We start from the raw sequence: 11,912 nt of genomic DNA, 5'->3' as shown, positions 1-11,912 counted from the left end.
TTTTAAATTAACAAAGGGGATTATGATATGGAGCATGCTTTATTGGAGCAAGTTAAACATACTAGAACTTTTTTAAGACAAGAACAATTAAAAACAATCTTTGATGAGTTCGATGTTCAACGAATGCGTTTAACAGAGGGACAGCGCTTGGAGAAATACCGTAAAATGCTTGAAAGCCCATTTCGCTTTTTCCGTGGAAGTGCCTATCTCTTTTATTTTGATATGACAAAATCCGCCTCAATCTTCCATACTCCTGATAGAAAACCAACTTGGATTCAAGGTGACATGCATATGGATAACTTCGGTGCTTTTCAAAATGAAGCTGGCTCCATTGTTTTTGATGTCAATGATTTCGATGAGGGCTATGTAGGCTCTTATTTATACGATATTGTTCGAATGAGTGTTAGTATTGCACTTTATTTAGAGGAGCAGGGCTTACATAAAACAACTCAAGAAACAGCTATTCAACATTTCCTTAACAGTTATATCGATCAGCTAAAACGATTTGAGCGTAAACAGGATGATCCTCTAACACTCATATTCACAAAAGATAATACAAAGGGACCTGCAAAGAGGTTATTAAAAAAGCTTGAGAAACGCCCAAGATCTTACTTTTTACAGGATATTACGTATCTGAATGAAGATGGAGAACGATCTTTCTTATGGAATGAAGAAATTCAACCCGTCACTGCTGAAGAATACAATTCCATTTCAAACGCACTTTCCACTTATAAAATTAGGGACATAGCTTATAAGTATGGCTCTGGAACAGCTTCAATCGGTTTAAAACGTTACTATATTTTAGTGGAAGATGAAAAGGGTGCATCAGGGGTTGAAAATTTAGTGTTAGAAATGAAAGAAGTACGCACAGCCATTCCTGCCTACTTTCTTCCCTATCAGGATCTATTTTGGGCTCATTATGAGCACCAAGGAGCACGAGTAGTTGGAACTCAAAAAGCCATGCACCACTTAGAGGATCCACATTTAGCCTTTATTACAATGAATGGTCAGGAATTTTATATTCGAGAACGTTCTCCTTATAAAAAGAAGATTAAGCCTAAAAACTATAAGGATGTAGAGGATTACTTTACAACAACATCACTTATAGGGAAAATTGCCGCTAAAATACATGCACGAGCTGACATCGATTATTCTCATGTTTTTACCTATCACAGCGAGGAGGAGATTTTAAAAGCAATCGGTAAAGAACAGAATGTATTTATAGAACATACAATTTTACAAGCAATGAGCTACAAAGAAACCGTCTATACAGATTATGACTTATTCAAAAACTGGGTTGAAACAAAATTTATGTAATATGTAAAAATGGACCTTCGCTTTTAGCGAGGGTCCTCTCATATTGAATATTATTTCTGCTTGGCCTTCATACGAGCAAGTAAAAAGCCGCCCTTGAATGATTTAGGCTCATACGAGATAATAAACGCATTCGGCTCAAATTGCTCTACTATTTGAAAGAGCTCTCCTTCACGATTCCTCTTCGTTAAGATCTCATATTTATAGCGGTTACTATCTCGCCCTTCTCCGATATAAATCGTGACCGCAAACCCTTCGTTACGAAGAAATTTCACAAGCTCCTCATTCTTATTTTGCGTATTAATGGTTGTATAAACATAGCCTATCGCTAGCTTTCGTTCTATTTTTGCTCCTAAAAATATACCCAAGCCAAACCCAACAGCATAGACAACCATAGATAACATACTTTGCTTCCCGCTGAAAACAAGTGAAAGGCCAAATACATATACTAACATCTCCAGCATCCCAAATATCGCAGCAAGGAACGTGATATTCTTTACTAAAAATATTGTTCGTAATGTTAAAAAAGGTACATATACTAATTGTAGGATTAAAATTAAAACGATACTTTGCATTTGTGCTAGACCTTTCTGAGAGTAGTTTTATATAAGTATATGTTGAAAGAGAGAGTTACATGCGATTTCAACAACTCTATTTTAAATTCCCTTTTAATCTAATGTTAAACATTCCATATGACTGCCTAGAGTTATTTTAAGGAACAAATTTTAACTAAAACCTCTATCAATAGTTAAAAACATACAATCCATAACGACAAAAAAGTGGCACCTCCTGAAATCTAAATCAATAGATAAAAGTAGGTGACACTATTCTATTCATCAAAATATGTAGGATATTTAGATGAATGTTATTTAATTATCTTTTTACACTTCCCCATGCATCGGGTCTTTTTTATGCTTTGGCCCAATCATGTTGAATAAAATATTTAGAATAATCGCTGTGACTGAACCACAAACAATACCATTTGACGTTAAGATTGAAACGCTTGTTGGCAGTGCATCAAAAATGCCAGGAACCACTGATACACCGACACCTAAACTTACTGCAATCGCAGCAATCATCGCGTTTTCTGCTGATTCATTCATAACAGGTACTAGCATCCCCATACCTTGTGTAATTACCATACCGAACATCGCTAGCATTGCCGCACCCAGTACAGACGTTGGAATAATCGTTGTTAATGCTGCGATTTTTGGCAGGAAGCCAAGTGCTACAAGTAGACCACCTGTAATGTAAATGACTTTGCGGTCTTTTACGCCTGACATACGCGTTAGTCCCACGTTTTGTGAGAATGTTGTGTATGGGAAGGCATTGAAAATACCACCGATTACTGAAGCTAGACCTTCTGAACGGTAGCCACGAGCTAAATCTTTTGAATCTAATTTTTTATTACAAATATCACTTAGCGCAAAATAGACACCAGATGATTCTACTAAAGATACCATTGCTACAAGTGTCATAGTAATAATTGCCGTTACATCAAATGTTGGCATGCCAAAGTAGAAAGGTTGTACCATGTGAAATACATTAGCATCTGCTACTGGCGTGAAATCCACTTTGTCCATGAAGGCACCTAAAACGGTACCTACTACTAATCCAATCAGAATAGAAATAGCACGAACAAAGCCTGTAGAAAAGCGATAAACGACTAAAATGATAACCAATGTAATAAAGGCTAAAGCTACATTAGAAGCAGAGGCAAAGTCCTCAGCACCTTGTCCACCCGCCATATTGTTTAACGCTACTGGTAATAAGGAAATACCGATAATTGAAACAACTGACCCTGTTACGACTGGTGGGAAGAATTTTACAAGCTTTCCGAAGAAGCCTGCAATTATCATTACAATTACACCAGAGGCAATAATAGAACCATAAATGTCTGTAATACCCTGCTCTGGGTTTGTACCAATTGCAATAATTGGACTTACCGCTGTGAATGTACAGCCAAGTACTACAGGCAAGCCGATACCAATGAATTTACCTGAATAAACTTGTAAAAGTGTAGCGATCCCGCACATCATAATATCAATCGCTACTAAATACGTCATTTGTGTTGAATCGAAGCCAATTGCTCCACCAATAATCAGTGGCACTAAGATGGCTCCAGCATACATTGCAAGTAAATGTTGAATCGCTAGCGCAGTCGATTTAAAGGTATTCATTACGCGCGAGCCTCCGTAGCAAATGTTACTTTGCCATCTTCAAGAGAATCTACAATCGCTAATGACTCAACGCGAACACCTTGCTCACGTAATAATTTTCCGCCATCTTGGAAGCCCTTTTCAATAACAATTCCAACTCCCACAACATTCGCACCCGCTTGTGCAGCTATATCAAGTAAGCCTTTGACAGCTTCACCATTTGCTAAGAAATCATCTACAATTAAAATATTGTCGTCTTCACTTAAAAAATTACGTGATACAGAAATATCATTTGTTTCATTTTTTGTAAATGAATGTACTTTTGATGTGTAAAGGTTATCTGAAAGTGTTAATGATTTACGTTTACGAGCGAACACTACCGGTGCACCGATTTCTAGTCCTAACATGACAGAAGGAGCGATACCTGAAGATTCAATTGTTAAAATCTTTGTAATCACTTGATCAGAGAAGCGATTTGCGAATTCATGACCAATTTCCTTCATAAGCATCGGATCAATTTGATGGTTTAAAAATGAATCAACTTTTAATACGGATGAAGATAATACTTTACCCTCTTGCATGATTTTGTCTTGTAATAACTTCATTTCTTTCATATCCTTCTTTCGTAAAAAATTATAAAAAAACGCTGAATACTTTGATTCCATTCTGCTACGAGTGGAGCAAAGCATTCAGCGCAAAAACGTCGAAATGAATAGAAAACATCATTAAAATTGAAGTTCTCTAAAAGCATTGCTACCCATAGTCGATTCATTTACGGTAAATCGGTAGAAACTTGCGAGCCCTATTCTCGCTATTATATGAGTGGATTTGTATGAAACTATCAGAATAACCAATTTATCACTTTATTCGGTAAGGGCTACTATCTCTCACCAAAAAAAGTTTGATTTTTCGGAATTTAATGGTATTCTGGAACTTTTTAATTGTAAACGTTCGTGTTTTCAATCAACGTACTGATTATAGCAGACTATTTTCTAGCTTGCTAGCATTATTTTGATAAATGGAACGGTACTGTCATAATGACGACATTTCTGTGAAATAACAGGGATGTACGAATGAGAAGACTCGATTGGTTGTGTAGCATATGATGCCACCCTTTTTTCGGTAAGAATTGAGGGATAACAACCGTTACTTTATGACCTGTCTTTGTACATTGATGTTCTACTTTATCAATAAATTTAATTAATGGCTGTGTAATGCTTCGATATGGTGAATAGTAAGTAACTAATCGTACATCAGGTTGCCATGAATTCCATTTCTCTTCAAAAGCTTTCGCTTCTGCTTGATCGAAAGCTACATAAAAGGCGATTACTTTATCAACCTTGAGCGATTTAGCATAATGTAGGGAGTTTTCGACCACCTTTGTTATACCAGCTACTGGCACAATGAAAACATTCCCCTCAATAGTAGCCAGTTCCTCATGATTTAATCTTAACTGTTCTCCAACAGCTTGATAATGGTGCTTAATGCGATGGAATACAAAAATAATAATTGGTAAAAAGATAAACACTGGCCAAACTTGAGGCATTTTTGTCACAAAAAACATCATTGCTACGATGAAAGAGATAGCTGCCCCAATCGTATTGATCGTAAATCTCGCTACCCAACCTTTAGGTTTTTCGCGCCACCATTTTCGCATCATTCCTGTTTGCGCTAATGTAAAGGGAATAAATACACCTACTGCATAAAGAGGAATCAAATGCTCTGTGGCCCCGTCAAATAAGATAATTAAAACAATGGCTGCAACACCTAGCATTAAAATGCCATTTGAATAGCCAAGACGGTCCCCTCGAATTTGGAAGATTCTCGGAATAAAACCATCCTTCGATAAATTCACAGCAAGCAATGGAAATGCTGAGTATCCTGTGTTTGCGGCAAGTACTAAAATCATTGCCGTAGTCCCCTGTACAATATAATAAAGGAAATTCCGACCAACACTAGCTTCTGCAAGTTGGGAAACAACTGTTGCTTCTGCTGTTGGTGCAATCCCATAAAAATAAGCTAGACTAACAATTCCGATGAATAAAACGGCTAAAATGCCGCCCATTGCTAAAAGCGTTTTAGCAGCATTATTAGGAGCAGGATTTCTAAAATTAGGTATGGCGTTAGAAATAGCCTCTACCCCTGTTAACGCTGAGCTTCCTGATGCAAATGCCTTTAATAAAATAAATAGGCTAATCCCTGCCACTGGTGTACCAATCTTTGGATGCAATTCTGCAGGCACCTGTCCAGTTGCTACATTATAGAGCCCAACCCCGATTAGCAATAGCATAATGCCTACAAATAGATAAACTGGATACGCCAAGATAGATGCCAACTCTGTTACACCTCGCAGGTTTAAAATTGTTAAGAAAATCACAAATATAATAGCAATGGGTACATTGTAAGGGTGAAGACTTGGAAATGCAGATGTAATGGCATCTGTCCCAGCTGACACACTTACTGCTACCGTTAAAATATAATCAACAAGCAAAGAACCCCCAGCCACAAGACCTGCATTCACGCCTAAATTTTCTCGTGATACGACATAGGCGCCTCCCCCATGTGGATAGGCGAAGATAACTTGACGATAGGATAAAATTAGTGCCACGAGTAGAATAACCACTCCAGCGGCAATAGGTAAGGAATACCAAAACGCCATTGTACCTACCGTCATCAGGACAATTAAAATTTGTTCTGGTCCATAGGCTACTGACGACAACGCATCGGACGATAATATGGCCAATGCCTTTGTTTTACTTAGCTTTTGTTCCCCTAACGCATCGGATCTTAATGGTTTGCCGATTACATAACGTTTGAATGAGGATTTCATTGATAAACACCTTCTGGTTTCATAGAATGTGTTTCGCCTTTCTAAATAACATCAAAAAACGTCTACAAGTCATCACTAAATAAGACTTGTAGACGCTCATCCGTCTGCCAAGCTCCACTTTTCTGCTCTTAACGCTTACGAGGTTAGCTGTCGGATTCGGGCCTGAGTTGCCCTACTCCTCCAAAAGGAAGAGATTCACCCCAAGAATGGCTATGCCATCCGTCAAAATTGGTTCCCCCGCGTCTAGTTGCTTCAGCGATTTAGAAATTTGAAACTTTTATAATGATGTCATATTACGCCTGCTAATTGAAAAAGTAAAGAAGAAAATTTTTCTTTTTTTTGAGTATAAGCATAGGCTTTTTTGAACATTTAAATAACTGCCTCTTAAATAAAATTTCCTGAATACCTAGTATATACCCACAATACAAACAATAAAAACTGCCTTAAAGGGATGTTCTACCTTTAAGACAGCTCATTAAATTAGTCATCGTAGCCTTGTTCAAAGTCTATTATGCTCCCAGAGACTGCATCCACGTCTACTTCGTATTCATTTTGACCGTCTTTCAATTCAATTTCATATACACCATCATCGAGCTTAATTTTTGTCACTTTACCGTTTGCTTTTGTTTGGGCTGTCTTGATAGCCTGCTCTTTTGTAATTATTTTTGTTGTAGCAGGAATATGATCATCCCAATCATCTCCATCAAGAGGTTCCTTTTTCTGCTTGAGTAATTTTCCACTATAAGCATCAAATTTCAAATCATATTCTTCTGTATCTGTATGCACCTCTACTTCATAAATAGAGCTAAACTGATTTTGATCAAATTCGATCTTTGCAACTGTTCCATCCACTACCGCGAGCGCTTTCTTCTCAATTTCCTGCATGGATAAGACCTTTTTTTCTTGGGCATTTCCTGATAATAAAGTCGTCGAGCCAATCGCTACTCCCACTCCAAGAGTAATTACTAGTGCTGGAATCATTATCATTTTTTTCATGTTTTTCATGTTCATCTCTCCTTTGTTTTATCTAAACTTAGCTTACCAAGTGAAGATGATAGAACTATAAGAGGAACATTAGAATTTCATGAGAATGATTTAATGATCGTCATCCCATGTCACAGACAGTACTTTTCCTGAAACAGCATGAATTTGAAATGTAGCTTCGTCCTCCTGCGTTTCAATCTCGACTAAATAGTAACCACCCTCTGAGGTTTCTTCAAAATCAACTGAATCCACTTCACCCTTTAATTGCTTAAGGGCTATTTGAATGGCCTGTTGCTCAGTAATAATAGGCTCTTCGATAGGTTGTTCTTGTGGCTCAACCTTTTTCTCTGCCAGTAGTTCGCCAGTATAACCATCAAGTGTTAAATCCTTCTGCATTTTCTCATTATCAACACGCACAGTGTAAATGGAGCCTGTAAGCATAACGCTTTCTACATCTCCATATTCCTTTTTAACCATTTGTCTAATCTGCTTTTCAGTTAACAGTAATTTACTTTGTCCTTCTTTCATGATTAGATCAGTCACCTGTTGTGTCGTAACATCAAGTATAGCTGCATACTTAACATCCTCTCGCGTAAAAAGCATTTCAAAGGTATTCCCTTGTTTTTCCACATGTGTAACATGACCATTATAGATAGTCTCAATATGGCGAATAGCCTCCGCTTCACTAAGAGGTTGAACGTAAAAATAACGATGTTGAACAAACCAAATTACTCCACTACAAAGAAGGATAATAACAACAATTATCAACATCCACTTTTTCATTGCTGCCCCTCCTTTTGAATACATAAAGTAAAGCTTGAGCCTTCCCCTAGCTTACTTTTCACATCTATCGTTATACCTAATTTTTGTGCCAGCTCATGTGCTATTGCTAGTCCAAGGCCTGAACCACCTGTTTTACGATTACGATCCTCTGTTACACGATAAAAACGTTCAAACAAATGAGGAATATGCTCTGCAGGAATACCCATACCAAAATCTTGGATGGTAATACGTACTTGATTAGTTGTTTCTGTGGCTAGAATATGGACTTCATCCTCACTATACTTCCTAGCATTATCAAGCAAAATAAAGAGGAGCTGCTTCAATATTTTTTCATCACTATAAATAAATTTTGGAATCTGCGCATCAATTCTAAATGTTCGATGATAAGCCTGTTCCATTTGTGAAGCTACTTTATTTAAGAACGGGACAAGCTCTAGTTGTTCGAAATGAACGTCCAATTGCTCTTTGTTTTTAGCTAGTTCTAGCAATTGCAACACCATTTCATGCATACGAGATGATTCATTGGCAATGGCTTGTAAGGATTCCTGAGCAACCTCCCGATTATCAAAACCTCTTCTTAGGAGTAGTTTTGCATAACTTTCAATAACAGTTATAGGCGTTTTTAACTCATGGGAGGCATTTGATACAAATTCTTGTTGTTTTTGATAATGCTGTTCAAGCTTCTCCATCATCATATTAAAAGTGCGGTTAATGTTTGTTAACTCGTCCCCACCTTTTTCTGTGGTATCTATTTTTTCATATTTCCCAGTAGATGCACTTTTGCGCATGGTCTCATTTAAACGTTCTAGCGGTAATAAAATAAGTCGCCCAAGTACCAAGCTCGCTAGGAAAATTGGAATCGTTGCCACGAAAGATACAACAACTAAGATGACCTTTAACAAATCTAAAGTCCGCTCTACTTCTTCCATAGATTGCTGTAATGTAATGTCCACCACCGTTCCGTCTATCCAAATAGCAGGCAATGTGTAGGTAATGGAAGGTGCCTTTTGCATTTCAAGTGTAGCCTGAACCTTCGTTTTCAAACGTTCACCTTCATAAATATAAACAGCACCATCTGTTGGCATATATGCTCTTAATACTTGCTGTAGGTTGGTTTGTGCATTTAACTGACTCAGTGTGGAGCTTAACTCATTTGCCCGTGACTGGAGCTGATTATATTCCGTATCATAGGCAAATTTCTCATATAACAAATAAATTCCACTATTTGTTGCCACTACTATAACTAGCATAAGCAATGTTGTTAGTAGATGAATTTTTGTTTTAAGTCTCATAACTATGTTCCTTTAGCACATACCCCACACCTCGAACTGTTTGGATAAGAGGTGTGGGATTAGCAGCTTCAAGCTTTTGTCGTACATAACGTATATAAACATCCACAACATTTGTATCCCCATAATAATCATAGCCCCACACAGCCTCTAATATTTGCTCCCTTGTCAGTACTTGTTTAGGATGCTTCAGTAAATAGAACAACAAATCGTATTCACGAGGTGTCAACTGAATTTCCTTATCAAAATATACAACTTCCCTTGTTTGCTCGTTTATCGATAAATGGCCAAATGTAAGAGCAACTTGCTTTGGGCTGACCTTCTGCGAAAATCGTAGTGCATTGCGTATGCGTGCCAGCAGCTCCTCAATTTCAAAAGGCTTTGTCACGTAATCATTGGCTCCTAAATCCAAGCCCTTTACCTTATCCTCTACCTCACTTTTGGCAGTTAGCATGATAACAGGTGTTTGGGATTCTGTTGCACGAATACGCTTTAGCACATCAATACCGCTCATCTCAGGTAGCATGATATCAAGTAAAATTAAATCCCATTGCTGCTCACGGTATTGTAATAAGCCTTCTGCTCCTGTATGAGCCATTGCTGCCTCATATCCTTCAAATTGAAGCTCCAGTTGTAGTACTCTCGCAATATTTTCTTCATCTTCTATAATTAAAATTCGATGTGTCATGTCGAATCCGTCCTTCGCCTTTTCTTTTCATCGTATACGATACAAGTGGTGAAAGTCTAATTAGAAAATGATGAGAAAGACAATACATTTCTTTTTTGACACAGGGTATTTCTTTAACTAATAAACTTTCGGTAAAAAGCTGTAAATATCTCGTTTCTCAAAAATTCCTGAGCTTACCTTAGCAACTTTTTTGCCATTTAAACGGCTTGGAAAGGGAAACTCCAGATGCGGACCATTGTAATGAATAATTGTCACTGTACCATCAGAGTTATTACGCCAATCATAATTCCTTTCATCTGTTTTAATTGAAATTTTAATCGATACAAAAGCTAAACTTATGAATAGTATGAAGAAGGTAAGACGAACGATTTTCAATAGAAACACTTCCTTTTCTATTAGCATAATAATTTACATCCTTACGCACTATTGAGTAATGTTAATAATTTGAACAAAAAAATCTCACCAAAAGCTTTATGGATAGCCATTGGTGAGTTTTTTTATTATTGATGCAAAGCTCTATACAAAAATGCTACAAACTCCGCACGTGTTACAGGATCATTTGGTCTAAAGTTGCCATTATCTCCAATTGTGACCCCATTTCCTGCGAGTATAGCGATAAAGTTGTGTGCCCAGTGTGTTTTTGGCACATCCTTGAAAGTATCTTTATTCGATGAAGTTAAATTAAAGGCAAGAACTAATACTTTTGCCATTTGAGCGCGTGTCATATTAGTAGTTGGCTGGAAGTTCCCATCTATGCCTTCAAACAGACCTGCTTGTTGCACCTGATCGATTACCTCAAAATAGAGATGGCTTTTAGGTATATCGTTAAATTCTTGCGCATCTTTTTTCGGTTCTAGCTCTAATGCTCTTGTCAATATCAGGGCAGCATGCTGGCGCTGAATTGGTGCATTTGGCTTGAAGGTGCCATCTTCATAGCCTGTAATAATGCTCTGCTTTGCCATCTCCTGAATCATCGCCCAGGCCCAATGTCCTTGAGAAATATCTGAAAAGATGATATCTGGCTCTTGTAGGGGTGTTGGCTCTGTTGGTTGTGGATCAATTGGTTCTTCAGGTTTAGGTTTTTGTTCTTCAGGTTTAGGTTCTTGTTTTTCAGGTATGTTTGGCTCTGGTTTTGGTGATGGATTCGGAGATATACTTCCTCCACCACCCGATGAACCGTCTGTTACCCAATGGGCATATAAGGTGATATTGGACTTCACTACATCCTTAGAAAAATCCCATGGTATCGTCAGTACAATATCCTTATACCAGCCTGTAAATATATAACCTGCCTTTGTTGGATCTACTGGCCTTGTTGCCAAGGTATCATTAGTTACCTTCTGTGATGTTACTGTGCTACCTCCATTCGTTTCAAAATCTACTGTATATTGCATGGATAGCTTTTCCCATTTGGCATACAAAGTTAAATTTTCTGTTATCACGTCTATATCAAAATCCCATGGGATATTCAACGTTTCATCTTTATACCACCCTATCAATATATAACCTGCCTTTGTTGGGTTTGTTGGCTTAGTCACTTTAGCTTTGTCAGTAACTTTTTGAGACGGAATCGCACTTCCCCCGTTCGTTTCAAAATTCACTGTATACTGTGCGACTATCTTTTCCCATTTGGCATACAAGATTGTATTTTTAGTTACCTTATCCGTTGTAAAATTCCATGGTTTACTGAATGCGGGATCCATATACCAATCTGCAAATTCATAGCCTACCTTTGTTGGGTTTGCTGGCTTTATTGCTAAGGTATCTTTAGTTACCTTCTGTGATACTACTGCGCTACCTCCATTTGTTTCGAAACCCAGCGTATATTGTACGGCTACCTTTTCCCATTTGGCATACAAGATTGT

Annotated in this window: 11 protein-coding genes and 2 riboswitches; of the genes, 1 reads left to right on the top strand and 10 read right to left on the bottom strand. The window is 37.7% G+C overall.

Features of this window, described 5'->3' with window-relative positions:
- Positions 1 to 27: 27 nt before the first annotated feature.
- Entirely contained in the window at positions 28 to 1,317 is a 1,290-nt protein-coding gene (locus tag CD31_RS01925; protein WP_036075376.1) for a DUF2252 domain-containing protein, read from the top strand.
- 50 nt (positions 1,318 to 1,367) lie between these two features.
- Here the strand turns inward: CD31_RS01925 and CD31_RS01920 are convergent, their stop codons facing one another.
- From CD31_RS01920 to CD31_RS22650, 10 genes are all read right to left on the bottom strand, one after another.
- Positions 1,368 to 1,889 (bottom strand): DUF2179 domain-containing protein, encoded by a 522-nt coding sequence (locus tag CD31_RS01920; RefSeq protein ID WP_004227692.1) that lies wholly within the window; start codon positions 1,887 to 1,889, stop codon positions 1,368 to 1,370.
- Between the two features lie 306 nt (positions 1,890 to 2,195).
- Positions 2,196 to 3,494, bottom strand: coding sequence for a nucleobase:cation symporter-2 family protein (locus tag CD31_RS01915; protein WP_036075370.1), 1,299 nt, complete (start codon positions 3,492 to 3,494; stop codon positions 2,196 to 2,198).
- A complete protein-coding gene (locus CD31_RS01910) occupies positions 3,494 to 4,078 on the bottom strand; it encodes a xanthine phosphoribosyltransferase (RefSeq protein ID WP_026023439.1) in 585 nt (194 codons plus the stop codon). The genes CD31_RS01915 and CD31_RS01910 overlap by 1 nt, the downstream gene beginning before the upstream one ends.
- 135 nt (positions 4,079 to 4,213) lie before the next feature.
- Positions 4,214 to 4,315, bottom strand: a riboswitch (purine riboswitch).
- 164 nt (positions 4,316 to 4,479) lie between these two features.
- On the bottom strand, positions 4,480 to 6,303 hold the full coding sequence (locus CD31_RS01905; protein WP_036075366.1) for an APC family permease: 1,824 nt from the start codon (positions 6,301 to 6,303) through the stop codon (positions 4,480 to 4,482).
- A 118-nt stretch (positions 6,304 to 6,421) separates the two neighbouring features.
- Positions 6,422 to 6,571, bottom strand: a riboswitch (cyclic di-AMP (ydaO/yuaA leader).
- Positions 6,572 to 6,783: 212 nt separating this feature from the next.
- Positions 6,784 to 7,308, bottom strand: a complete 525-nt coding sequence (locus CD31_RS01900; RefSeq protein WP_244905105.1) for a PepSY domain-containing protein — start codon at positions 7,306 to 7,308, stop codon at positions 6,784 to 6,786.
- A gap of 90 nt (positions 7,309 to 7,398) precedes the next feature.
- Entirely contained in the window at positions 7,399 to 8,070 is a 672-nt protein-coding gene (locus tag CD31_RS01895; RefSeq protein WP_036075364.1) for a PepSY domain-containing protein, read from the bottom strand.
- The gene (locus CD31_RS01890; protein WP_036075363.1) at positions 8,067 to 9,362 is read right to left on the bottom strand and encodes a sensor histidine kinase; all 1,296 of its coding nucleotides are present in this window, start codon (positions 9,360 to 9,362) and stop codon (positions 8,067 to 8,069) included. The genes CD31_RS01895 and CD31_RS01890 overlap by 4 nt, the downstream gene beginning before the upstream one ends.
- Positions 9,352 to 10,047 carry a response regulator transcription factor gene (locus CD31_RS01885; RefSeq protein ID WP_016993547.1) on the bottom strand — a complete coding sequence of 232 codons (696 nt, stop codon included), beginning with the start codon at positions 10,045 to 10,047 and terminating at the stop codon, positions 9,352 to 9,354. Before CD31_RS01885 ends, CD31_RS01890 begins: the two co-directional genes overlap by 11 nt.
- Positions 10,048 to 10,164: 117 nt before the next feature.
- Positions 10,165 to 10,449 carry a hypothetical protein gene (locus CD31_RS01880; protein WP_036075361.1) on the bottom strand — a complete coding sequence of 95 codons (285 nt, stop codon included), beginning with the start codon at positions 10,447 to 10,449 and terminating at the stop codon, positions 10,165 to 10,167.
- Positions 10,450 to 10,547: 98 nt separating this feature from the next.
- The coding region (locus CD31_RS22650) for an InlB B-repeat-containing protein (protein ID WP_176408537.1) at positions 10,548 to 11,912 on the bottom strand (1,365 nt) is incomplete at its 5' end.

Source organism: Lysinibacillus boronitolerans JCM 21713 = 10a = NBRC 103108, assembly GCF_000772935.1.
In the GTDB taxonomy this organism is placed as follows: Bacteria; Bacillota; Bacilli; order Bacillales_A; family Planococcaceae; genus Lysinibacillus; species Lysinibacillus boronitolerans.
Note: the sequence above shows the minus strand (reverse complement) of the source record. Positions and strands in the feature narration are given on the sequence as shown.

Bases quoted from the DNA above. Each gene is read 5' to 3' on its own strand.
- CD31_RS01890 (WP_036075363.1), bottom strand. From the start codon at position 9,362: ATGAGACTTAAAACAAAAATTCATCTACTAACAACATTGCTTATGCTA.
- CD31_RS01910 (WP_026023439.1), bottom strand. From the start codon at position 4,078: ATGAAGTTATTACAAGACAAAATCATGCAAGAGGGTAAAGTATTATCT.
- CD31_RS01895 (WP_036075364.1), bottom strand. From the start codon at position 8,070: ATGAAAAAGTGGATGTTGATAATTGTTGTTATTATCCTTCTTTGTAGT.
- CD31_RS01925 (WP_036075376.1), top strand. From the start codon at position 28: ATGGAGCATGCTTTATTGGAGCAAGTTAAACATACTAGAACTTTTTTA.
- CD31_RS01885 (WP_016993547.1), bottom strand. From the start codon at position 10,047: ATGACACATCGAATTTTAATTATAGAAGATGAAGAAAATATTGCGAGA.
- CD31_RS01915 (WP_036075370.1), bottom strand. From the start codon at position 3,494: ATGAATACCTTTAAATCGACTGCGCTAGCGATTCAACATTTACTTGCA.
- CD31_RS01880 (WP_036075361.1), bottom strand. From the start codon at position 10,449: ATGCTAATAGAAAAGGAAGTGTTTCTATTGAAAATCGTTCGTCTTACC.
- CD31_RS01900 (WP_244905105.1), bottom strand. From the start codon at position 7,308: ATGAAAAACATGAAAAAAATGATAATGATTCCAGCACTAGTAATTACT.
- CD31_RS01920 (WP_004227692.1), bottom strand. From the start codon at position 1,889: ATGCAAAGTATCGTTTTAATTTTAATCCTACAATTAGTATATGTACCT.
- CD31_RS01905 (WP_036075366.1), bottom strand. From the start codon at position 6,303: ATGAAATCCTCATTCAAACGTTATGTAATCGGCAAACCATTAAGATCC.